This window comes from Bacillus sp. B25(2016b), from assembly GCF_001679765.1.
Taxonomy (GTDB): Bacteria; Bacillota; Bacilli; order Bacillales; family Bacillaceae_G; genus Bacillus_A; species Bacillus_A thuringiensis_K.
Genome location: NZ_CP016285.1, coordinates 1,419,420 through 1,443,397, shown reverse-complemented (window position 1 = coordinate 1,443,397; position 23,978 = coordinate 1,419,420). Strand labels below are relative to the sequence as shown.

Here is a 23,978-nt window from a genome sequence, read left to right as displayed (position 1 = left end):
AAAAAGCTATCTCCGCAATGGAGATAGCTTTTCTACTTATAATATCGTACCCGCTTTTTCAGCACCTAACATTTCAATAATTTGATTATTATCGTCTAGTACTGCAATTTTTGGTTCTTGTTTATGAATCTCTTCTTCCGTAACTAGCCCATAACAAATAATAATTACTTTGTCCCCTGGTTGTACAAGCCTTGCCGCAGCACCGTTTAAACAAACAACACCACTACCGCGTTCCCCTTTAATAACGTATGTCTCTAAGCGAGCACCATTATTATTATTTACAATTTGGACTTTTTCGTTTTCTACAATATTTACCGCATCCATTAAGTCTTCATCAATTGTAATACTACCTACATAATTTAAATTTGCCTCCGTTACAGTTGCACGATGTAACTTTGCTCTCATCATTGTGCGAAACATAGATGCTCCCCCTTATTTAACCGTTAATGTTATATTGTCAATTAATCTTACATTTTCAAACTTAACTGCAATAGCTAAAATGATCCTTCCTTCGACTTTCTCTACCATTGTTAATGACGGATATGCATATAAATCCACATAATCTACAGTGCCTTTCGTATGCGTCTCAATATACTCTTTCACAAGATTTGTAATGATTTCCGGATTACGTTCACCTGCCTCAATTCTTTCTTTCGCTATACATAGGCTTCGGTATAAATGAAGAGCTTCTTCACGTTCATCTTGTGATAGGTACACGTTACGAGAACTTTTCGCTAAACCATCTTCTTCCCTTACAATATCAACTGGTACGATTGTAACTGGAATATTGAAATCAGTTACAAATCCTTCAATGACAGCAACTTGTTGAGCATCTTTCATACCGAAATAAGCACGCATTGGCAGCGTAATATTAAATAGTTTCATTAGTACAGTTGCAACACCAGCAAAATGACCAGGTCTTTGTTTGCCACATAATACATCGGTACGCTTTACAACTTCAACTGTTGTCGTTTGTTCTGCTGGATACATTTCTTCTACACTCGGATAAAATAAATAATCTACACCGTTTTCTCTTGCTACATTTTCATCTCTATCAATATCACGAGGATATCGATCTAAATCTTCATTTGGGCCAAATTGTAGTGGGTTTACAAATACACTTAAAACTACAATTTCATTTTCTTCTCTTGCCTTACGTAATAAAGTAGCATGGCCTTCATGTAAATAACCCATTGTTGGAACAAAACCAATACTCTTTCCACTTGCACGAAGTTCGTTTGTAATTTGCTGCATCTCTTGCACTGTAGTTACGATTTTCATTATTGTTTTCCTCCGTATAACGCTAAGCATTCTTCCTCTTTCATTGTGAACGAATGTTTTTCTTCAGGAAATTTCCTTGTCTTTACTTCAGTAACATATTGTGAAATCCCGCGTACAATCTCCTCTTGAACAGACGTATATTGCTTCACAAATTTCGGAACACGATTTACGCCGTATGAGATAAGATCATGATAAACAAGCACTTGCCCATCTACTTTTTGTCCTGCACCAATCCCAATTGTCGGTATTGTTAGTTGCTCTGAAATAAGTTCTGCTAGCTGCATTGGTACACATTCTAACACAAGCGCTATTGCACCAGCTTCTTCACATTTCTTTGCATCTTCTATTAATTTTTTTGCACTCTCCGCATCTTTTCCTTGCACTTTATATCCACCCAACACTCCTACAGATTGAGGGGTTAAACCTAAATGCGCTACAACAGGAATTCCTGCGTTCGTCAAATATTGAATCGTCGATATAACTTCTCCAGCACCTTCTACCTTCAGTGCGTGTGCCCCGCTCTCTTGAACGATGCGGCGTGCATTCACCATCGTTTCTTGTAATGATACGTGATACGACATAAATGGCATATCAGTTACAATAAACGTCTCTTTCGCTCCACGGCGTACAGCTTTCGTATGATGAATCATATCCTCTACTGTTACAGGTACTGTTGAATCGTATCCGAGTACAACCATTCCAAGAGAATCTCCAACTAGAATCATATCAACTTCAGCTTCTTCTGCTAATTTAGCAGATGGATAATCATACGCCGTTAGCATTGTAATCGGCTCACCTTGCTCTTTCATCTTCAAAAAATCTGTTTTTGTTTTCAAAAACTACTCCTCCTTTATGCAGGAGAGAGGAGATGGCCGAAATCATATAAAAAACCCCTCTGGCCATAAAAGGGCAGAAGGGTTGTGTGTTAGTCGGCATTATTCATCCCTCTGTCCCAGTCCGTTATTGGATCAAGGCAGAATCCAAGTTATTATTTTTCGTATGACTTCGAATCATGGTGCAGTTCGCTCTGATACTGCCCACATTCGAACTAATTATAGCAAACTACAAAAAGGAATTACTACATTTTTTTGAAAAAATAATTTTTTATTCTTATTACGGTATATGAAATTTAATACGAGAGTATATATGCTATACAGTTTTTATGGATAATTCAATCCTGAAAAGATACATGTTTTTCAACGCATGTTAAAAAAAGTCCAAGTTAATTTTTTCTGTGATCCATTTAACTGTATAGTATAACCCTTAAACTAATGATGCAGGTTAATTGAAGAAAGCACTTAACAAAGGAGAATTGCAGATGAAAAGAATTTATTATCATGTTACAAATTCACCTCAAAACTATTGAAATAAAAAGAAGTTCCAAAAGAGGAACTTCTTTTACTTAATTTCGATATCTGCAGAATGAATATGATGTACTTTTCCTTCATGGTCTTCTAGAAGCAATACACCATCCTCTGTAATTCCTTTTGCTACACCCGTAATCGTCTCTCTCATTGTTCGAGCGGTAATTTCTTTCCCGATGCTCACAGCGTAACTTTCCCAAAGAATTTTAATGACAGAGAAACCATTTTGTAAATACTCTTCATATAATTTTTCTAGTTGTAAATAGATTTGTTGCATAAGTTCTGCACGAACAATCGGCTTACCTGATTCAATCGCTAATGAAGTAGCAATGTGCTGAATTTCTTCATCAAAATGTTCTTGCTTTTGATTCGCATTAATACCGATGCCCATAATGACAGCATTAATTTTATCAGGATCCGCTTGCATTTCTGTTAATATACCTACAGCCTTTTTACCTTGAATTAAAATATCATTTGGCCATTTTATTCCTACGTTTACACCTGTACATTTTTCAATTGCCTGTGCAACACTAACAGCCGCTAACAAAGTAAGTTGCGGTGCATGATGAACTGGGATTGATGGGCGTAAAATAATACTCATCCAAATCCCTGTTCCTTTTGGTGAATGCCATTTTCTGCTTAAACGACCTCTTCCCGCTGTTTGTTCTTCTGCTACAACGACAGTTCCTTCTTCTGCACCTTCATAAGCAAGTTTTGCTGCAATGTGCTGCGTTGATTCAACAGTTTCTTCAAAATACACTGTTCTACCAATTCGCTTCGTTTGTAGCCCTAACTGAATTTCATTAGCAGTCACTTTGTCTGGCTTACTTGCAATTCGGTAACCTAATCGGCGCACAGCTTCAAGTTCATATCCCTCACTCCGGAGATCCTCCATATGTTTCCACACAGCAGTTCTTGAACAACCAAGTTTATCACTAATTGTTTGGCCGGATACAAACTCGCCATCCGCTTCAGAAAAAACTTGCAATAACTGCTTTCTTATAGTAGATTGCATCCTTGCAGCCACTCCCTTATATGCTCTTTCTCATTAACTACGTTTCCTTGTACGATTGCTTCTTCGATTTTCTGAAGCATTTCAGCAACCCACGGACCAGGCTTTTTGTTTGCCCAGTTTAATAAATCATTACCAGTCACATTCATTTCTTGACGCTCCTGGATTGGCAATGCATGAAACATTGATTGTACTCGTTCAACAGATGTAGGATTATAGCTTTCAATCATCGCTTCATATACTCTCTCTGCCATTTCAGCGATATGAATTCCCGTTTTATAAAGAAGGACTGTATCCCAATCCTTCTCCTTTCTAGTACGAATTGCCAATAAAACTGCAACAATATCTTTTATTTTTTTATTCGAAAACTTCCATTGACGTAAAAAGACAGATGGATGTTCTTCTCCGATACAATATAAGAAAAATGCCCACGCCTCAATATCCGTTTCGAAAGAATCCCATTTATACTGCGTAGCTTTTAACAGTCTCTCTTCTGACATTTGTAAATATGGCAAATGAGAAAATAGCTTCGTCTCTACTAATTCTTTGAGACCTTTCACACAATATGTACCAGTTAACAGTTTCTCAAACTCTACTGTAATACGCTCAATTGCTATATGTTCTAGCAAATGCCCATGCGTTTCAATCGCTTGCTTCGTTTTCATTTCTAATGAAAAACCTAACGTGCTTACAAACCGAATACCACGCATCATTCGCAGGGCATCTTCTTGAAAACGATCCGCAGCATTTCCAACTGTCACAATTTCTCTCTGTTGAATGGCTTCCTGTCCAGCAAATAAATCAACCATTTTGCCTTCTTCTGTCATAGCAATTGCATTCATCGTGAAATCACGACGTTTTAAATCCTCTTCTAATGAACGAACAAATTGAACACTACTAGGTCTTCGAAAATCTTCATATTCGCTTTCTGTTCGAAAAGTAGTTACCTCATAAGGCTCACCATTTTCTACAACAATTACAGTTCCATGCTCAAGACCAACAGGAACATTTCTTGGGAATATAGCCATCACTTCTTCTGGTAGAGCAGATGTCGCAATATCAATATCTCCAATCGGCCTATCGATAATAAGATCTCGTACGCTCCCACCAACAAAGTAAGCCTCATGTCCTTGTTGCTTTAATGTCTCAATAATAGAACTAGCTTTTTTAAATCTTTCCATTTTTGTCATCCCTTAGTACGTCATAGTAAATCGTTTCATATTGTGAAACAATTTTTTCTGAGCGAAATTGCTCATAAACACTTTCTCTTGCTCGCTCTCCCATATTACGGTGAAGTTCCTCGTCCTTTAATAGCTGAATAGCTTGATTTGCCACTCCTGTTGTATCGCCAACTTCACATAAATATCCTGTTTCCCCGTGTTGAATAACCTCTGGAATACCTCCAACCCGCGTTCCGATACAAGGTACACCACACGCCATTGCTTCTAATAAAACAAGACCAAAACTTTCCTTCTCTGATAGAAGCAACATTAAATCACTCATCGCGAGTAGTTCTGCAACATTATCTTGCTTCCCTAAGAATAAAACGCGATCTTCAATATGTAAATTTTTCACTATCTGTAAAATCGTACAGAATTCTGGTCCGTCTCCAACAAGAAGCAACTTCGCATCTACTTCTTTAACAATTTTAGCAAATGCCTGAACAACATCCTGCACACGTTTCACTTTACGGAAATTCGAAATATGAATAAGTACTTTTTCACTCTCACTTATACCATATTCTTTCTTTAATTGAGACATATTACGCTTGAAATATACACGTTCGTCTATAAAGTTATATACCGTTTGAATTTCTTGACTTGGTTTTACAAGCTCATGTGTTTCATTAATTAATGAATGCGAGACAGCAGTGACAACATCTGATTGCTCAATACCAAAACGAATTAAATTATTTAACGAAGGGTCGGAACCTAACACAGTAATATCTGTTCCATGTAAGGTTGTAACAATTTTAATACGCTCTCCGATCATTTGTTTTGCTAAATATGCACAAATTGCATGTGGTATTGCGTAATGCACATGTAAAATGTCTAAGTTTTCTCTTTGTGCAACCTCGGCCATTTTACTTGCTAACGCTAAATCGTATGGTGGATATTGAAATACAGAGTATTGATTTACCGTCACTTCATGAAAATAAATGTTTGGATATACTTTATTTAACCGGAATGGTAAACCCGATGTAATAAAGTGAATTTCATGCCCACGTTCCGCCAATTGCTTTCCTAATTCTGTTCCAACAACTCCAGAACCACCTACAGAAGGATAACATGTAATACCTATTTTTAATTTCATTTACATCCCCCTAATAAATCAGCATGTAATAAAACCGGTTTCTTACTCATAAATCCCTCGGCATACAAGACTCCAACTTCTTTTCCAAACATCTTCTCACGAGCGATCACAGTTTCAACGTAACCTTCTGTTAACGGTGTCTTAACACCATCGCTCCCTGTTGAAAACTGACTTTCATACGCTTCTAATGCTTCCACCTTTATAGAGAGGTACTCACTTATATCTATACAAAAATTCGGTTTATGAAAACCATTAATCATATAATTATAAAAAGACTCCACACGATGTGGTGAAAGTTCCGGCATATATTTACGGATTCCTGCTGAAAAAATAGCCTCTTCCACAAGCTTTGCACAATTTGCATGATCTGGATGGCGATCTTCATAGTACGGCGCAAAAACTAGTTTTGGTTTATATGTACGGATCACCTTGACAATTTCACGTATATACTCTTCTTTCATATACAAACCACGGTCTGGCATCGCTAAATTCAGCCTCGTTTTTACTCCCATTATACGAGCTGCGACCTTCGCTTCTTCTTTTCTCAACTCTATCGTTCCATTTGAAGAAAGATCAGCTTCTGTTAAATCACAAATACCTACTTCATACCCTTGCTTTGTATATTTAGCGATGGTACCAGCCATGCCGATTTCAACATCATCGGCATGAGCACCAAACGCTAATATATGTAATCCACTCATAATTGTTCCCCTCATTTTCTTAACTTACGATAATCTAAATCTCCTCGCTCTAATGCGTGCATTAACATTTCAGCACTTGCCATATTCGTTGCAAGTGGAATCGCATATACATCACATAAACGAAGCAATGCATTCACATCCGGTTCATGCGGCTGTGCTGTTAATGGATCGCGGAAGAAAATCACCATATCTAAATCGTTCTTTGCAATCATTGCACCAATTTCTTGATCTCCACCAAGAGGGCCAGATTGATATCTTGTTACAACTAATCCAGTCGCTTCCATAATACGAAGCCCTGTCGTTCCTGTTGCAAATAATTCATGTTGTTCAAAAATTGGTTTATATGCGTATGCAAACGAAACCATATCATTTTTCTTTTTGTCATGTGCGATTAAGGCAATTTTCATCCGTTGTCTCCCCTTTAGTCGATAATATTTTCTAAACCGTACACAAGATGATCAAGGTTCATTACTGTCTCAATTGATAGTTTTACACCTGACATAAATGATGCACGATTGAATGAATCATGACGAACTGTTAACATTTGTCCATCTCCACCGAACATTACTTCTTGGTGTGCAATAAGCCCTGGCAAACGTACACTATGAATGTGAATACCGTCTACATTTGCACCACGTGCACCTGCTAGTTGCTCTACTTCATTTGGATGACCTTGCTGCTTTGATTCACGATTTTGACGAATTAACTCTACCGTTTTTACAGCTGTACCAGATGGTGCGTCTAATTTTTGATCATGATGTAATTCAATTACCTCAACATCTTGGAAATATTTCGCTGCCATTTGTGAGAATTTCATCATAAGAACTGCACCAATTGCAAAGTTTGGAGCAATAATTGTTCCTACTGCTTTTTCTTTTGCATTCTCTGTTAAACGTGCCAATTCTTCTTCTGTAAATCCAGTTGTACCAATAACCGAACGAAGTCCACGCTCAACTGCAAGTGTAACGTGTTGTTTCCCCACTTCTGGTGTTGTTAAATCTAACAACACATCTGCTTCTACTTCATCTAAACAAGTATGTAAATCAGCGTAAATCGGTGCATGTAATGCTGGCATGCCAGGTAAATCAGAAATCTTCTCACCACCATGCTTATAATCCACTGCTGCTACTAAATTAAAATGTTCCGTTCTTTCCATAAGAAGAACTGCTTCATGACCCATACGTCCTCTTGGTCCGGCGATAATTACTTTAATTTCTTTCATTATTCTTTCTCTCCCTCATCAATACGTGTCCAGCGATCTTTATCACGTGTATTAAATTTATTCATTACAATGTTATGTGCTGTCTCTAAATCAATATTTAAACTATTTGCCATACAAATCATAACAAATAATACATCTCCAAGCTCTTCTTCAATACTTCTTTCTTTTTCAGTTGTTTTCTTCGGTTTCTCACCATAATAATGATTTACCTCTCTTGCAAGCTCTCCCATTTCTTCCGTTAAACGAGCCATCATTGCAAGCGGACTGAAATAACCTTCTTTAAACTGACCAATATATGCATCTACTTCTTTCTGCATATCTTTCATCGTTTTTGCTTCCATACTATTCACCTCTAATCCTTCCTCTTTCATGTTAGCCAATTCATCGCGATTTGACAAATATTATTCCCCGCCAAACACCTATTTGCCACCCATTTTTGGATAGACTATAATAAAGTGAAACTTCTTTTGCGTTTTTTTGCAAAAGATTAGTTGAACTAATCGGGTTCCTACGGCTGGTTCGCCTTTCTTCAGAGCTTTATCTCCTACCAGCCGTTGGTACGGGGTAAAGTGAAACTTCTTTTGCGTTTTTTTGCAAAAGATTAGCCCGTACCAATCGGGTTCCTACGGCTGGTTCGCCTTTCTTCAGAGCTTTATCTCCTACCAGCCGTTGGTACGGGGTAAAGTGAAACTTCTTTTGCGTTTTTTGCAAAAGATTAGCCCGTACCAATCGGGTTCCTACGGCTGGTTTGCCCCTCTTCTTTGCTTCATCTCCTATCAGCCGTTGGTGCAGGTTCTTACTATTTTCACTATCAACTAGAAATTACTTATTATTATGTTTTACCGTTTCAGCGGAGCAATGCAATCATTACATAATTAGGGGGATTTCTATATGACATCAAAATTGAAGATGCGAAATATTGTTTTTATTTTAATTGGTTCCGCTATATTTTCTTTCGGTATTGTCAATATTAATATTGAAAACCACCTTGCAGAGGGTGGGTTTACTGGTATTACACTATTATTGTATTTTTTATTTAAGTTTGATCCTTCCTACTCAAACTTAATTTTAAATATCCCTATATTTTTTATTGGTTGGAAGTTACTTGGCAGAGCGACATTTTTATATACATTAATTGGCACCTTTAGCGTATCTTTATTTCTATGGATTTTCCAGCGTTACGAAGTACTCAACTTACATTTAAACTTGCAAAATGATATGACACTCGCAGCTTTATTCGCCGGGGCATTTATCGGTATCGGCCTTGGAATAATATTTAAATATGGCGGGACTACTGGCGGTGTAGATATTATCGCACGACTAGCTCACAAATATGTTGGCTGGAGTATGGGGAAAACAATGTTTATGTTTGATGCTGTCGTTATCGTCGTCTCTATTCTTACCTATTTATCATACCGCGAGGGCATGTATACGCTAGTTGCTGTTTTTATCGGTGCTAAAGTCATTGATTTTATGCAAGAAGGAGCTTATGCTGCCAAAGGAGCGACTATTATCTCAGAGAAAAACGATGAAATTGCTGCCAAAATTTTATCTGAAATGGAGCGCGGAGCAACCTTTTTAAAAGCTGTTGGATCGTATACAAAAGTGGAACGTAACGTATTGTATTGCGTTGTTGCTAAAAATGAAATCGTGAAATTAAAAAATATCATTACTTCTGTAGATCCTCATGCTTTTGTCGCTGTAAGTGATGTACATGATGTAGTTGGTGAAGGATTTACGTTAGATGAAAATAAAAACCCTTTACATAATTAAATGTAACTAGAAAAGCGCCTTAGCTTTTCTAGTTTTTTATTACAAGTCTTTTAAGCTTCTCTAAATCCTCATAAATAAGCTCCAATAAACCCCGATTATAAAAAATGGAAGCTGGATGAAAAGTCGGAAAAACTTCGTATTCTTTCTCTGACCATGTAAACTCTGCACTTTGCATATCCTTTAATTTTTGAATGGGCTGTTTTAATAATTGCCCGTGTACATCTGTGATTTTTTTATTTTTTCCTGTTAAACGTTGAAGACCGATATTTCCAAGCGTGACGATAAGCTTCGGATTTATTTTCTCTAATTCATAATCTAACAAAGGCGCATGGGCAACTATTTCTCCCTGATTTGGCGTTCTATTATATTTTTTTTGCATGACTTCACCATTTCGTTCTTTTTTCTCTCGCCATTTATAAGGTCTACTCCGAACAGCGCTCGTAATATATACTTCTTCCCTTGTAACATCAATACGCTCTAAAAAATCCATTAATTGTTTCCCCGCCCTCCCGCTAAACGGAATCCCATTATGAATTTCTGTTTCACCAGGCGCTTCTCCTAATAACATAAATTTGGGATTTTCAGGACCTTGTCCACTTAAAAAACCTTCTAGTTGATAAGGAGCACTGCGCTCTTGCACTTGTTTTACTAAATGGTCTGGATATTTCATTTCCCCCCACCGCCTTTCCGCATTACTTCTATTATTTCTATTTGCAATACATTATATAATTCAATCCATACAACAAAAAAAGACTATCAAAATTGATAGTCTTTAGTCGTCGCTACGCTGCATACCAGTATACATTAATACGAGACGTAATAATTCAAATACCGCTACAGCTGCAGCTGCTACATATGTTAATGCTGCCGCATTTAATACTTTACGAGCTTGCCCATATTCATCTGTTGATACAATACCTAGCGCTTCAATTTGTTGCATTGCGCGCTTTGACGCATCAAACTCAACTGGCAATGTAACGAGCTGGAACACAACACCTGCTGCCATTAAAATGATACCTAATAACAACAAACCAGACATTTGTGCAAATATACCGATTAGGACGAAAATCCAAGACATATTCGAACCAAAGTTTGCAACTGGCACTAACGAATGACGAACGCGCATAAATTTATAATCTTTTGCATCTTGAATTGCGTGTCCTACTTCGTGTGCTGCAACTGCTGTACCAGCAACTGAATGTCCATAATAGTTATCTGTTGATAATCGAACCGTCTTAGCGGTTGGATCATAATGGTCTGATAAATGACCTGGTGTTTCTTCTACAGCTACGTTGTATAATCCATTTTCATCTAAAATTTTTCGAGCCACTTCCGCTCCTGTCATACCTGATGTTGAATAAACTTGTGAATACTTGCTATAGGCACTACGTACTCTTGACTGTGCATACAACGGTATGATCATTATGATCGCGAAGTAAATTAAATAAAACATCATGAACCTCCATTGAAGTTTTAATTATAGTACTTCTCATTCTATTTTCTTCTGCCACTATTGTCAATGAATAAACCTTACAATCCATATCTTTATTTATTGCATTATCTATTTTTAGAATGTACATTACTTTTTCTTTTTTCTCTCTCTCCTTTATACTTTCTCCATCCAACATAAGTTAATGTGAATAAAATAAGTCCCCCAGTAATTGTCATAAACCAAATGAGAGAGGGTGCAATTTCATCTTTTTTTACTGTGTGAAATATCTTTTGCAAATCCCCTTTAATAATCCCTAATTGCATTTGGCCGCCTTTCGTTTTTAACATAACGTTACGAAATTCATCTAAATAAGATAAATGAACATTTACACGCTGAACCTCGTTTTCTGGCAAAGCAATCATTAAGCTTGGATAAATAATATTGAATTCATTTAAAAACGTATTTAACGTTTGTTGAAACTGCCCAGCATCTTCTTTTTCCATCGCTTTTTCCATTTGAGAAAAGGCATCCATTACTTTCCTTTCTCTTTCCATCCAAAGTGGTTGATATTTCGATACTTGTGCATCAACAGCAAGTTGTAATGCCAGCACATTATCAATTTTAGCTTGCTTACCTAAACCTTCTTCAGAGAGCGATTGTTGCGCCTTATCGTAAGCTAAAGAAATAACTCTAACTTGATCTGGTGTTACTTCCTGCTTCTTTTCATTCCCCTTTATTAAAAACTGCTCCGAGAAATGTTGTAATACTTGTACCGCTTTTTCATCTTCATTACGCTTCACTAACTGTAACGAATCGTCTAACAACCCTGTTAGCTCATTCCACTCTTCAGCATATATACGTAACGGAAACATTATAATTAGAAATGCTATCAATCCAATTAATGTTCTCTTCATCCCGGTCCCCCCTATAACTACTAGTACAAAATATGTTAATTTGGACAAGAATAGAACAGAACTAGACCGAAAAATATATTATCATTTTACAAAGAAAAAAATTCTCTTTAAGCAGAGAATTTTTTCTGTGACATCCTTTTCTTTTTTACGAAATATCTATATAAACTGTAACAAAGTATACTACCACCTAAAATGAATAATAAAATAGCACACGCAGCATGCATAAAGAACTCTTCTGGTAACATTAATATAATTGGATCCTTTTCAGGATCAAAAACCCAATAATCATTACTAAATAAAAGCTTATGGAATAATACAAAACTCTTTTCAAAATTAATAGCAATTGGTAACATAAGCGCTATCGGAAAAATGATTGTTAAAATCGATCCGTGCAGTAAAAACTTTTCATTTTTCTTTTTTAATAAATAAATTCCGCCTATCACTGCAATCATAATTGTCGCATACATCACATATTGAATGTTTACTAAAATATTTTTAACATCTACAAAATGAATACGGCCATTTGTAGACATACCTAATGTTGGCAAATGTAATGCTCCGTCATAAAACGGGGATAAATATGTAATAAGCACATCGTAATTTCTTTTAATTTCATCCTTCGTCATATCCGCTAAATCAGGAATATTTAAAAAATCAATTTCAAAATAATACAGCCATTTTCCATATACAACTGCCATTGTTGAGAGTGCAAAAATAGAAAATGCTATGCTATATGAAACAACTAAAGTAATCAATCGATCCAATATTTTTGTACCACTCTTATTTTTCTCCATGTTCTCCCCCCTAAAATGTTCTAACCATCATAAAGAAAATTGTTTCCTTTGCTCACTTAAACAACAATAATATGTAATACATAATACAGCAATGCTTAACCAAAACGTAAAATAACCAATTTCCTCTACAAACAAATGCATAATTCCATATCGCGGCATTTGCCAAAATAAATAATCAATTGCATCGTTATGCAACGTCCACACAGCTGCTACTATAAAATGCCATTTTTTTATACGATAAAATGGGGCATATAAAAATCCTTGTACTGCCATCGCAAAGTGCGAAAGCATTAACATGTAGCCCATAAGGCCAATAGGCCCTTTTACGTAAATCATAATCCCGTTTACAACAACAGCCCAAATACCATATTTTATTAAAGTTACAATCGCTAACGCTTCTATTAATCCCCAGTTTCTCTTTGCCAAAAAAGCAATTAAAACAAAGACAAAAAAGAGACTCGCCATAGGACTATCTGGTACAAACGGCCAAAATATAGGTGACGTTTCTTTCAATTGATTTCCGTACCATATAAATCCGTAAATTGTACCTAATATGTTAACAATTAATAAAAATAATAATACCGAGCGTTGTCTTAACATTGCATACAAGTACACCAATCCGTATGTCCAACACCTTTCAAGCAAAGTAATTCATTCATTAAATCCTACTCTATTATAACAAACTTCATCCAACTAAATAGAAAAGCTGACTACAAATTTTGTAGTCAGCTTTTTATTATTTTTTATTATACTTTGCAATGAATTCCGAAAGCTTCTTCAGTTCCTCATCCGTACCTTTAAATACACCTTTAGGCATTGAACCTTTTCCCTCTTTCGCAATTTTAGCAATTTCTTCTGGCTTTAAAGTTAAGTTTTGCAGTGCCGGTGCTGCTGCCCCGCCCTGTAAATTGTCACCATGACATGTTAAACAAGTATTTTTTTGCATTAATTTATAGCCATCATCATTTTTATCAACTGGCGCTGTTTTTACAATTGCTCCTTGTTTTTTTGCAGCTTCCCAGTCGTGGTGTGCTACAGATTCCCAAGTTAAAAAAATAATCGATGCAATTGCTAAAAGCATAAATCCAGTTGCCACAGGACGCTTCAATGGACGTCTTTCTGGACCTCGATCAAGAAATGGAGCTAACAGTAATGCTCCAAACGCAATCCCTGGCATAATAAATGCTCCAATTACAGTAAATGAACCGGAAGCATAAGAATACTTTAATAATTGATACAAGAATAAGAAATACCAATCTGGAAGTGGTATATATCCAGCATCAGTTGGGTCCGCCATTCTCTCAAGCGGCGACGGATGCGCCACTGTTAAACATAAATAACCGATTAAAAAAACTGCACCAACCATCCATTCTTTTAACAAGAAGTTCGGCCAAAATGCTTCTGTTTTCCCTGGGTATTCAGAATAGTCTTTTGGAATATTTGGTTTCCGAGCTACTGGTACCCGAGAATCTCCTACAAACTTCATCCCTTTGCCGCGATGCATAATCTCCCTCCTTTAGTTCTTTCCCCTTTAATTTAGCAATCTCTTATAGTGGACCGGAAATACCTTGTTTGCGAATCATGATGAAGTGGAAGGCCATTAAACCTAGAAGTGCTGCTGGTAAGAAGAAGACGTGAATAGCAAAGAAGCGAGTTAATGTTTGAGCGCCAACAATTTCGGAATGACCAGCGAGTAATGTTTTAATATAAGGACCAATGAGCGGTGTTTGCTCTGCAATTTGAATCCCTACTTTTGTAGCAAATAAAGCTTTCATATCCCACGGCAATAAATATCCGGTAAAACCAAGACCTAACATAACAAAGAAAATAAGAACACCAACAATCCAGTTTAACTCACGGGGCTTTTTATACGCACCTTGGAAGAAAACTCTGAGTGTATGTAAAAACATCATTACAATTACGAGACTAGCACCCCAGTGGTGCATACCACGAACAATTTGCCCATAAGCAACTTCATTTTGTAAATAGTAAACTGATTCCCAAGCATTTTTAATATCAGGCACATAATACATCGTCAAAAACATTCCAGATAAAATTTGAATTACAGTAACGAAAAAGGTAAGTCCTCCAAAGCAATAGACGAATGCAGAAAAGTGATGTGCCGGGTTTACATGTTCAGGTACTTCATGATCAGCGATATCACGCCATATTGGTGTAATATCCAATCTTTCATCCACCCAATCATAAATTTTATTTAACATCTACTTTGCACCCCCTCTTGGCTTCGCTTTTCCTAGATACAGCGTTCCATCTTTCACTTTAGACTCGTACACATCAAGCGGAGCAAGGGGTGGCGTACCTTTAATGTTAATCCCATCTTTTGTATAACGCCCCCCGTGACATGGGCAAAAGAATTGATTCGGATGTGCTTTGTCCGAATTCCAGTTAACTGTACATCCTAAATGTTTACATACTGGAGAGAACGCAACAATGTCTCCGCTTTCATCTTTATGAACCCAAGCCGATTTTGGTTCTTCAGACTTGTACCAACCATCAACCTGCTTCACTTTAAAATCGAAACGCTTCGGCTCTGTTGTAATATCCTTTACTTGCGCAACAGCAACCATATCTGTTCCCGCTTCTTTTCTTAACACCGGATCAAGCGCAAATCGCGTCATCGGCATTAAAATACCGGCAGCCATAAAGCCTCCTACCCCTGTGAGTGTGTAATTTAAAAATTGTCTTCTTGACACGCGATGTTCTTTGTCGCTCACGAAAATTTCCCCCCTCTATCAGAAATTGTCCCCTCGTGATAAATTATATAAAAAATAAAAACTAGGACACTATCATGATATAATACGCTCATGCACAGGTCAATATCATACTACTCATAATAATAAGAACTTTCTGTTTATTGCGAGTTTCCCCATTTCTCTTCCAACATCACCATTATATTTTTTATATGCGCATGAATAACTTCTCTTTTTGCTTGATCACTAAATTGTTCTAACGCTAATGAAGGAAACCAAAATAAATCTCCCTGTAACTCTTGCATATCCTCTTTCCATGAAAAATCACTTGTAACATAAGCAATATGCTTAAAACCTTCACTTCGTAAATGATTTGTCCATTCTTGCAAACGACCTTTTTCATTCTTTTGACTTTCTACCAAATACGTAAACGCAGGCAGTAAAAGCACTCTTCCTTTATACTCTCTTTCCAATTCCGTGCTCAATAATTCGATAAATTCACCTTGTTCTACAATCATTTTCATTTCTTTTGCTGCTGAAATTGATAACAGCGGTATTACTCCTGTATCAACATACTCTCTTGCTTGCTCAAACTGTTCTACATCTTTTACAATCCACTTCAAATCCCTTCCCTCCTTCACTTACAAATGACAGAACTTTCACTTTATATATATTAAACCACACTAAAAGAGGTAAAAAAAGAAAAACTACCTAATATAGGTAGTTTTTCTTAATAAAAGTCTGAAATTTGTAAAAATTAATTAATCCAAATAAATTCTATAAAGTCTTTAACTCTGCCGTTAATCTATGAAACGCTTCCTTATCTTGCTTATCTAACGCTTCATCAATTTGTTTCAAAAGGCGTTCTCTCCTAAACGAAAATACACTTTCTTCCAAAAACCTTTCTGCAAGTAAACGATCTTTTTCATTTACTTCAATATGCTTTGGTAGATATGGATTTTCTTCTAATACAGCTACATAATTCGCATTTTGAAACGATGATTTAAAGTTGAGTTGAATATAAATATCCTCATCTCGATTTAAACGAATATCATGAAACGATTTTTCAGCATCTGTTGTCATAACATTTTGTTTAAAAAAGTGAAACGGTGTGTCTTTCACACAATTCGCTGACATTACTAAGCCACGCGGACAATATTTTGCATGCTCTACGAAGTGGACTTTATGCATCAATTGGTCGTGACTCATTAAATAATTCAGAATCCATACACATTCACGCTGTTTCAGTTGGTAATTATTCAAAAACCATTTTACAAAATCCTTCTTCTCGTTTACAGAAACAGGGGTATTCATAGCAATTAAGTCCCTCCTCTGTCTTTCTCTTTTCTTTTTAGATTCAAGAAGCGGCATTCAGTTTCCTTCCAACTTATGAAAAATCCTCTAAATTATATAACAACTCTTCAATATGAATTTGTGTCGGGTCTAGTTGTAATAACTGGGTAAATACTTCTTTCGCCTCTTTTCGTTTTCCTTCTTCCAATAAGAAATAACCGTACTCTTCTAAGAAGTCTGGATGATTCTTAAAAGAAGTATATGCACTTTCATAGTGTTTTAATGCATCCGAATACATTTCTAATTGTTTTTTTGCATACGCAAGATCCCAAAGTAGTTGTGTATCTGGTTCTCCACTATCAATAGCACGCTCTACAATTGCAATTAACTCTTCGTACTTTTCTTGTTCTTTTAAGATATATGCATATTTTAATGTTGCACCTAAATGCCCTGGATCTAACTCAAGCGCTTTTTGAAGAACTTCCTCTGCTTCTACTATTTTTCCTAATTTCGCCGCAATGTTCGCTAACTCTACATAAAATGGAACTGAAAGCTCATCTACTTTAATTCCTTCATGAAGCGTTTCATAGCTTTCTTGAAGCATTCCTTCTTTTTCATAGCTTTTCGCTAAATACATGTACAGTGATGCGTACTCAGGGTCTAATTCTTTTAGTTCTTGCCAAGCACCAATTGCTCTCTGATATTCTTCACCTTGGTATAATGTAAAGGCATATCCAAATAATGAGTGAATATCTTTTTGTTCCTCTAGGCCTGCTTCATAATAAGAAATCGCTTCTTCCCAGTTTCCGATCGCGCTTAACGTTTCTGCGAGGCGAAGTGCAATCACAACACCACCCATTACTTTATGTTCCGCTAATAGCGATTCATAATAAGTAATTGCCTTTTGTTCTTCACCTTTACTACTATATAATTCTGCTAACCCAAACGTAATAACAGGTTCATCAGGCATCATTTCTTTCGCCTTTAATAGTTTTTGCTCTGCTACATCATCAAAACCTTGCATTTGGAATAAATCTGCAACAAGTAATAACGATTGAACATATAAATCGTCATTTTCTGGAATATCATGAAGCACTTCAATCGCTTCATCTTCTTTATCTAGATCAATATATAATTCTGCTAAAAATACAGTGAATTCACTTTCTTCTGGATACAGTAAACGTAAGTCTTCAGTAATTGCTAATGCCTCATCTGTAAATCCAAGCGTATGATAGTAACGAGCGATATCATACTTCTCTTCATCATTCGCAATTTTTAATTGTTCTTTTAATAATTGTAATCCTTTTTCCGCTTCACCATTTTCAATATATGAAACAGCTTGTTCAAACTTTTGCATAAACGTCTCCTTTAATTCTAAAAAATATTCTCTTCTGTTCATTTACCCCGCTATTAACGGGCAGTAAGACCCCCACCTCAAAATTCAGCTAAGGCAAAGAAGTTAGTTGGGGGATCAACTGCCCGTAAAAGCCCGATTGGTTCAACTAATAATCAGCGGGGGATAAACATCCCCCCACTGATTAAAGTTTCACTTTATCATAAGCAACTCACTGTTAGAACGCAACCTTTAGAATGAGCATGCATCTTCTTATACTTCTTCTTACAGAGTAGGTAATTGTTCAAACGGTTCGAATATGACACCGATACCTTATCCTCATCTTCTATTGTACCGCTTTCTTTTATGACCGTGCAAATAACTTCTCTCACTAATTATCGAGCCATACAAACTATGGTTTACAGAACAACTTAATTAGCAGTCTTCAACCTTTATTTTTAATGCGATAAAAAAGGCTCCTATACTAGGAGCCTTCACAATCTCTTAAGAATATGTTTCTTCTTTCTGTACTTGCTCATTTACAAGCTCTTTCAGCAACTCTATAATTTCATCATTTTCTTCCTTCAAACCGACAGTAATACGAATACCATCATCGATACCAAATGCAGCACCAGAACGAACGATATATCCTTTTTTCATTAATCGTTCGAAAGCTTCATTACCCGGTATACCAAGTTTTAAGAAAATGAAATTTGTTTGAGATGGATAATAGAATACGTTATATTCTTTACAAAATGCATAATACTGATTTAAACCTTCAGCATTCTTTTGCACACAATCTTGTAAAAAGGCTTGATCTTCTAATGCAGCGAGTGCTACAGATTGAGCTACAGTTGACGTATTGAATGGTAACCTAGCTACTTCTAACTGTCCGATTAACTTCGCATCCCCAATCACATATCCAATACGAAAAGCAGCTAAACCATATGCTTTTGAAAACGTGCGTAAAACCATAAGATTTTCATACTTTTCAAGAAGTGGTAATGTTTGCGGATAATCTTCTGCTTCCGCGTATTCATAATATGCTTCGTCCATAATAACGAGAGCCGACTTAGGAACTGATTCTAAAAATGAAAGTAATTTTTGTTTCTCAACATATGTACCTGTTGGATTATTCGGATTACAAATCCATACAATTTTCGTTTTCTCATCTACTTGCTCTAGCATTGCATCTAAATCGTGAATACCATCTTTAAGTGATACTTCACGAACTTCTGCTCCTTCAATAACAGCATGGTGATGATATTGTGAAAACGTAGGATTCGCCATTACAACGTTTGTTCCTTCATGTAGTAACGCTCGGCTAATCATTTGAATGACTTCATCTAATCCACTACCAAATAGTAGTTGTTCTGCTTTTACACCTAAATGTTCCGCTACTTTTGTCCGAAGTTCAAAGGCATATCCATCTGGATAAAGGGCATATTGGCTCGCTAAAGAAGTTAATGCTTCTGTCACACGTGCTGAACAACCGAATGGATTTTCGTTGGATGCTAATTTCACAATTTTTGATAAACCATATTCCCTTTTTACTTCTTCAATGTTTTTCCCAGGCACATACGCTCTCAAAGTTAACAATTGCTCTTTCACTCTCATTTTTCTTCCCCCAGTCATTTCATTCAATTTGATTACAATACGGTTATAGCCCCTTACTGTAATCTTTTGTCATAACCGTCACTATTACGAGAATACCTCTAAATGAGCACTTCACAGCACTTCGCTATCATTTTAAACCATATCTTTTTGAAATGCCTCTAACGCAATATGAACAGTCTCATCTGAAATAGATACGACATTCACTACCCCATATTCCTGCATAAGCACCATATGAATTGCTCCTGCATTTGCTTTCTTATCTTGTTTCATCAATTGAACGAGGCGCTCTACATTCAAATCTCTTGGCATTTTTGGATAGCCGTATTTCAAGAACCACTGCTTCATATCTTCATAAGCAAGATCAACCTTGTACACTTGCTCACTTAAAAATATGGCGAATAACATTCCAACCGCTACACCGTCACCGTGAGTAATATTTCCATACCCTAGCTCTTTTTCAAGAGCATGTCCTAACGTATGTCCAAAGTTCAAATGAGCACGTATACCCTTCTCTGTTTCATCTTGTGACACAACATTTGCCTTTACAGGAATCGCCTTCGTTAATATATGGATTAACTTCTCATCATGAAGATCCGCTAATGTTTGCACTTCTTCTTTTAACCAATGGTATAGCTCCACATCACCGATAAGAGCATGCTTTATCACCTCTGCATAACCTGAACGCCACTCTTTTTCAGGAAGAGACTGTAAAAACGGTGTATGATATACAACTGCTTCTGGCTGATGGAATGCACCAATCATATTTTTACCTAACGGATGGTTAATCGCTACTTTCCCACCCACTGCGCTATCGTGCGCTAATAAAGTTGTCGGAACCTGCACAAAGCGAATACCACGCATAAACGATGCAGCAACAAAACCAGCTAAATCTCCAATCATTCCGCCTCCAAGTGCAAGAATTAAAGAATTTCTATCTAATTTATTTTCAAGAGCTGACGTATGAGCCGCATAGAAATTTTCGAAAGACTTCTCTTTTTCGCCACTTGGTACAACAAACGAAAACACGTGCTGCTCTACTTGTAATGCATCGATAACTGTCTGTAAATGTAGTGATGCAACAGCTTCATCTGAAATGATCATTACGTTAGATACCGCTGGCTGCATATTTTGAACGATCATTGTTAAGTTTGACAACGCTTCTTTACCAACATGTACATCATATTCTTTTGATTTCGTTTGAATATGTATGTTTCCCATTAAAATCCCCTCGCATATTCATTATGTTTCTCAATATTTTCACGAATTAGTTCCATACGATCTAATCCGAATTGTTCTATTAAAGCTGTCGCTAATTCCCAAGCCACAACCGCTTCTGCAACGACACTAGCTGCTGGCACTGCACAACTATCTGAACGTTCAATACTCGCTGTAAAAGGCTCTTTCGTATCAATATCTACACTTTGAAGAGGTTTATAAAGTGTAGGTATCGGTTTCATCACACCGCGCACAACAATTGGCATTCCAGTCGTCATACCGCCTTCTAGTCCACCTGCATTATTTGTTCTTCGTGTATATCCATGCTCCTCATCCCACAGAATTTCATCATGAACTTCACTTCCTGGTCTATGCGCTGCTTCAAAACCAATTCCAATCTCGACACCTTTAAAAGCATTAATACTCATAATTGCAGCTGCTAATTTCGCATCCAGTTTTCGATCATAATGCACGTAGCTACCTACTCCAATTGGCATCCCTTCCACAATTACTTCAACGATTCCACCAATTGAATCACCATTTGCTTTCGCATCATCAATCGCTTTCATCATTTGGTTACCAGCTTCTTCATCTAAGCAACGTACAGAAGATGCTTCTGTAATACTCTTTAATTCTTCAATTGAACTATACGTAATCTCCTTAGCTTGTACACCGCCAATTTCAATTACATGGCCCGCCACTTTAATACCAAGTTCTGCTAACACCTTTTTAGCAACCGCACCAGCAGCAACACGTACCGTCGTTTCGCGCGCTGACGAGCGTTCCAGTACATTCCTCATATCTCTATGACCATATTTAATCGCACCATTTAAATCAGCATGCCCAGGCCTTGGTTTTGTCACTTTCCTTTTCATCTCTTTTTCTTCTTGCTCAGTTAAAGGCTCCGCCCCCATAATTTTTGTCCAGTGTGCAAAATCACGATTTTCAACAACAAGTGCAATAGGGGAACCTAATGTTTCTCCATGTCTAACACCACTTAAAATTTGCACTTGATCCGTTTCAATTTGCATGCGTCTACCGCGCCCATATCCCTTTTGCCTTCTAGCTAACTCTTCGTTTATATCATCTGCTACTAAAGACAATCCTGCCGGAACACCTTCTATAATCGTTGTAAGTTGTGGACCATGAGATTCACCAGCTGTAATATATCGCATACGTTATTCCTCTTTTCGTATATGTATTTATCTCACTATATTAACTTTTATCATTCTAAAAATATTAAAGAAATTATATCATAAATCGACCATTTTCTTATTCTATATTTCCGATAGGCCTAATTTAAATATCAACATATCATAACAGCTCAAACTTCGTAACTAACTGAAAATAAAAAAAGTGCAAGAAGAATACCCCTATTCTCCTTGCACTTTTTACTATTATCACAGTGATTAAAGCGTTTACAAATTATTTCAAAATAATTAGTAAATCCATTCATTCATTAATTTTGAGTAGTCAACTAATTCTTCTTCTTTAAAGAAAATAGCAATCTCACGCTCTGCGCTTTCTAAAGAATCAGAACCATGGATAATGTTTTTCGCAACAGTTACACCGAAATCTCCACGAATTGTTCCAGGAGCTGCTTCATGTGGTCTTGTTTTCCCCATCATGTTACGCGCTGTATCTACTACACCTTCACCTTGCCATACCATTGCGAATACAGGTCCAGATGTAATAAACTCTACTAACTCACCAAAGAAAGGTTTTTCCTTATGCTCAGCGTAGTGTTGTCCAGCAATTTCCGGAGTGACTTGCATTAATTTTGCACCAACTAATTGAAAGCCTTTTTTCTCAAAACGAGCTACAATTTCCCCAATGAAGGCACGTTGTACACCGTCTGGTTTTACCATTAGAAATGTTTTTTCCATAAAAAATCTCTCCACTTCTGAATTATGTATGTAATTGTATATCCCCACACACATATTATCACCCTTATCACAATTGTGCAATAGTTTTGAAATAGAGAGATTATTTTATTTTTTAGAATAAACATTAAAATTTTCGTTTTCCAATATACTTTGCAACATTTTGTAATGCGTACTTTGCTTTTCCACGTGGAAGTGGTTTTATTATTTCTAAAGCTTTATGTAAATAACGTTCACTAAACGCAAATGCTTGATCAATTGCTGTACTATTTTTTACAGCATCAATAATTTCTTGCATTTCACTTGCTGTTGAATTTTCATGTACAGATGTGATTTTCTGACGAAGTACTGGATCTTCCATCGCATATAAAGCAGGAAGTGTAATATTCCCTTGTAGTAAATCTCCGCCAGCAGGTTTTCCAAGTTTCTCTTCTGTGGAAACGAAGTCTAAAATGTCATCAATAATTTGATAAGACATCCCTACAAAATACCCATACCAAAATAGACGATTTACCGTATCACGATTAGCACCAGCAGCAATCGCTCCCAATTGACAACTCGCGGCAATTAATAATGCTGTTTTTCGCTTTATTCTTCTTAAATACGTTCTTAAATTTTGGTCATAATTGTATTTATCTTTAATTTGTTCAATTTCACCTTTACAGACTTCTAAAATAGTATGTGATAACGCTTGATGCGCCTCTGGAATTTCGATATTTGTTATACATTCAAGAGACTTAGCGAACAGATAGTCCCCTGTATACATCGCAATACGATCTCCCCATTTCGCATTCACAGTCGCACTGCCGCGTCGTAAAAATGCTGCATCAATAACATCATCGTGAACAAGAGAAGCCATATGAATAAGTTCTAACGCAACAGCAACATGCTTAATCGCATCTAACTTATAATCTCCAAATTTCCCTGCAAGCAACACAAATACAGGACGAATTCGTTTCCCACCAGCTTCAATAAGCTGTAATGCTGCCTCTTCTACTAATGGCTGTTCAGAAGCGACTGTCTTTTTTAATTCTTTTTCTATCACATTAATATCCGATCGTAAAAAAGAGTACATAAGTTGTAACTTCATATTGTTCACCTTAACCTAAAACTTCTTTTT

General features: G+C 36.6%; 27 protein-coding genes. 1 reads left to right on the top strand and 26 read right to left on the bottom strand.

The genetic code is table 11. The features are described 5' to 3' along the window. Positions 1–36: 36 nt before the first annotated feature. From panD to BAQ53_RS07445, 10 genes are all read right to left on the bottom strand, one after another. Entirely contained in the window at positions 37–420 is a 384-nt protein-coding gene (panD, locus tag BAQ53_RS07490; protein ID WP_000490182.1) for an aspartate 1-decarboxylase, read from the bottom strand. Between the two features lie 12 nt (positions 421–432). Further along, the gene (panC, locus tag BAQ53_RS07485; protein WP_208906667.1) at positions 433–1,281 is read right to left on the bottom strand and encodes a pantoate--beta-alanine ligase; all 849 of its coding nucleotides are present in this window, start codon (positions 1,279–1,281) and stop codon (positions 433–435) included. Next, positions 1,281–2,117 carry a 3-methyl-2-oxobutanoate hydroxymethyltransferase gene (gene panB / locus BAQ53_RS07480; protein WP_000851107.1) on the bottom strand — a complete coding sequence of 279 codons (837 nt, stop codon included), beginning with the start codon at positions 2,115–2,117 and terminating at the stop codon, positions 1,281–1,283. Before panB ends, panC begins: the two co-directional genes overlap by 1 nt. Before the next feature lie 562 nt (positions 2,118–2,679). Next, positions 2,680–3,660, bottom strand: a complete 981-nt coding sequence (locus BAQ53_RS07475) for a biotin--[acetyl-CoA-carboxylase] ligase (protein WP_001192064.1) — start codon at positions 3,658–3,660, stop codon at positions 2,680–2,682. Then, entirely contained in the window at positions 3,645–4,838 is a 1,194-nt protein-coding gene (locus BAQ53_RS07470) for a CCA tRNA nucleotidyltransferase (RefSeq protein ID WP_089149053.1), read from the bottom strand. The genes BAQ53_RS07475 and BAQ53_RS07470 overlap by 16 nt, the downstream gene beginning before the upstream one ends. Then, positions 4,825–5,970: an N-acetyl-alpha-D-glucosaminyl L-malate synthase BshA gene (gene bshA, locus BAQ53_RS07465; RefSeq protein WP_208906666.1), complete on the bottom strand. Its 1,146-nt coding sequence runs from the start codon at positions 5,968–5,970 to the stop codon at positions 4,825–4,827. Before bshA ends, BAQ53_RS07470 begins: the two co-directional genes overlap by 14 nt. Further along, positions 5,967–6,671 carry a bacillithiol biosynthesis deacetylase BshB1 gene (bshB1, locus tag BAQ53_RS07460; RefSeq protein ID WP_000015673.1) on the bottom strand — a complete coding sequence of 235 codons (705 nt, stop codon included), beginning with the start codon at positions 6,669–6,671 and terminating at the stop codon, positions 5,967–5,969. Before bshB1 ends, bshA begins: the two co-directional genes overlap by 4 nt. A gap of 11 nt (positions 6,672–6,682) precedes the next feature. Beyond that, the gene (gene mgsA / locus BAQ53_RS07455) at positions 6,683–7,078 is read right to left on the bottom strand and encodes a methylglyoxal synthase (protein ID WP_000684765.1); all 396 of its coding nucleotides are present in this window, start codon (positions 7,076–7,078) and stop codon (positions 6,683–6,685) included. Positions 7,079–7,092: 14 nt separating this feature from the next. Next, positions 7,093–7,893: a dihydrodipicolinate reductase gene (gene dapB / locus BAQ53_RS07450; RefSeq protein ID WP_000658810.1), complete on the bottom strand. Its 801-nt coding sequence runs from the start codon at positions 7,891–7,893 to the stop codon at positions 7,093–7,095. Then, entirely contained in the window at positions 7,893–8,234 is a 342-nt protein-coding gene (locus BAQ53_RS07445; RefSeq protein ID WP_002108639.1) for a nucleotide pyrophosphohydrolase, read from the bottom strand. The genes dapB and BAQ53_RS07445 overlap by 1 nt, the downstream gene beginning before the upstream one ends. 550 nt (positions 8,235–8,784) lie before the next feature. Here BAQ53_RS07445 and BAQ53_RS07440 point away from each other — a divergent pair. After that, entirely contained in the window at positions 8,785–9,666 is an 882-nt protein-coding gene (locus BAQ53_RS07440; protein ID WP_000202124.1) for a YitT family protein, read from the top strand. 28 nt (positions 9,667–9,694) lie between these two features. Here BAQ53_RS07440 and BAQ53_RS07435 read toward each other — a convergent pair whose 3' ends face one another. The 16 genes from BAQ53_RS07435 to hepT all read right to left on the bottom strand — a co-directional run bounded on the left by BAQ53_RS07435 (position 9,695) and on the right by hepT (position 23,948). Next, positions 9,695–10,336, bottom strand: coding sequence for a uracil-DNA glycosylase (locus BAQ53_RS07435; RefSeq protein ID WP_000876872.1), 642 nt, complete (start codon positions 10,334–10,336; stop codon positions 9,695–9,697). A 102-nt stretch (positions 10,337–10,438) separates the two neighbouring features. Further along, positions 10,439–11,122, bottom strand: coding sequence for a zinc metallopeptidase (locus BAQ53_RS07430; protein ID WP_058839490.1), 684 nt, complete (start codon positions 11,120–11,122; stop codon positions 10,439–10,441). Between the two features lie 101 nt (positions 11,123–11,223). Continuing rightward, entirely contained in the window at positions 11,224–12,012 is a 789-nt protein-coding gene (gene ypjB / locus BAQ53_RS07425) for a sporulation protein YpjB (protein ID WP_000831584.1), read from the bottom strand. 107 nt (positions 12,013–12,119) lie between these two features. Beyond that, positions 12,120–12,806, bottom strand: a complete 687-nt coding sequence (gene lit / locus BAQ53_RS07420) for a lipoprotein intramolecular transacylase Lit (RefSeq protein ID WP_000414380.1) — start codon at positions 12,804–12,806, stop codon at positions 12,120–12,122. A gap of 27 nt (positions 12,807–12,833) precedes the next feature. Then, on the bottom strand, positions 12,834–13,424 hold the full coding sequence (gene lhaT, locus BAQ53_RS07415; protein ID WP_116777454.1) for a lipoprotein heptaprenylglyceryl N-acetyltransferase LhaT: 591 nt from the start codon (positions 13,422–13,424) through the stop codon (positions 12,834–12,836). 118 nt (positions 13,425–13,542) lie between these two features. Next, a complete protein-coding gene (qcrC, locus tag BAQ53_RS07410) occupies positions 13,543–14,310 on the bottom strand; it encodes a menaquinol-cytochrome c reductase cytochrome b/c subunit (RefSeq protein ID WP_000554602.1) in 768 nt (255 codons plus the stop codon). Positions 14,311–14,353: 43 nt separating this feature from the next. Then, positions 14,354–15,028: a menaquinol-cytochrome c reductase cytochrome b subunit gene (qcrB, locus tag BAQ53_RS07405; protein ID WP_000932700.1), complete on the bottom strand. Its 675-nt coding sequence runs from the start codon at positions 15,026–15,028 to the stop codon at positions 14,354–14,356. Further along, positions 15,029–15,541 (bottom strand): menaquinol-cytochrome c reductase iron-sulfur subunit, encoded by a 513-nt coding sequence (qcrA, locus tag BAQ53_RS07400; RefSeq protein ID WP_001280593.1) that lies wholly within the window; start codon positions 15,539–15,541, stop codon positions 15,029–15,031. A gap of 137 nt (positions 15,542–15,678) precedes the next feature. Beyond that, the gene (locus BAQ53_RS07395) at positions 15,679–16,140 is read right to left on the bottom strand and encodes a YpiF family protein (RefSeq protein WP_000871305.1); all 462 of its coding nucleotides are present in this window, start codon (positions 16,138–16,140) and stop codon (positions 15,679–15,681) included. Positions 16,141–16,294: 154 nt separating this feature from the next. Next, the gene (locus BAQ53_RS07390) at positions 16,295–16,831 is read right to left on the bottom strand and encodes a ReoY family proteolytic degradation factor (RefSeq protein ID WP_001095925.1); all 537 of its coding nucleotides are present in this window, start codon (positions 16,829–16,831) and stop codon (positions 16,295–16,297) included. A 73-nt stretch (positions 16,832–16,904) separates the two neighbouring features. Next, positions 16,905–18,167 carry a tetratricopeptide repeat protein gene (locus tag BAQ53_RS07385; protein ID WP_001168671.1) on the bottom strand — a complete coding sequence of 421 codons (1,263 nt, stop codon included), beginning with the start codon at positions 18,165–18,167 and terminating at the stop codon, positions 16,905–16,907. Positions 18,168–18,647: 480 nt separating this feature from the next. Beyond that, positions 18,648–19,760, bottom strand: coding sequence for a histidinol-phosphate transaminase (gene hisC, locus BAQ53_RS07380; RefSeq protein ID WP_001264025.1), 1,113 nt, complete (start codon positions 19,758–19,760; stop codon positions 18,648–18,650). 132 nt (positions 19,761–19,892) lie between these two features. Beyond that, positions 19,893–20,978, bottom strand: coding sequence for a 3-dehydroquinate synthase (aroB, locus tag BAQ53_RS07375; protein WP_000526810.1), 1,086 nt, complete (start codon positions 20,976–20,978; stop codon positions 19,893–19,895). After that, the gene (gene aroC, locus BAQ53_RS07370) at positions 20,978–22,150 is read right to left on the bottom strand and encodes a chorismate synthase (protein WP_001269388.1); all 1,173 of its coding nucleotides are present in this window, start codon (positions 22,148–22,150) and stop codon (positions 20,978–20,980) included. The genes aroB and aroC overlap by 1 nt, the downstream gene beginning before the upstream one ends. A gap of 264 nt (positions 22,151–22,414) precedes the next feature. After that, entirely contained in the window at positions 22,415–22,861 is a 447-nt protein-coding gene (ndk, locus tag BAQ53_RS07365) for a nucleoside-diphosphate kinase (RefSeq protein WP_000415884.1), read from the bottom strand. A gap of 124 nt (positions 22,862–22,985) precedes the next feature. Beyond that, on the bottom strand, positions 22,986–23,948 hold the full coding sequence (gene hepT, locus BAQ53_RS07360) for a heptaprenyl diphosphate synthase component II (protein ID WP_000776077.1): 963 nt from the start codon (positions 23,946–23,948) through the stop codon (positions 22,986–22,988). Positions 23,949–23,978: the final 30 nt, after the last annotated feature.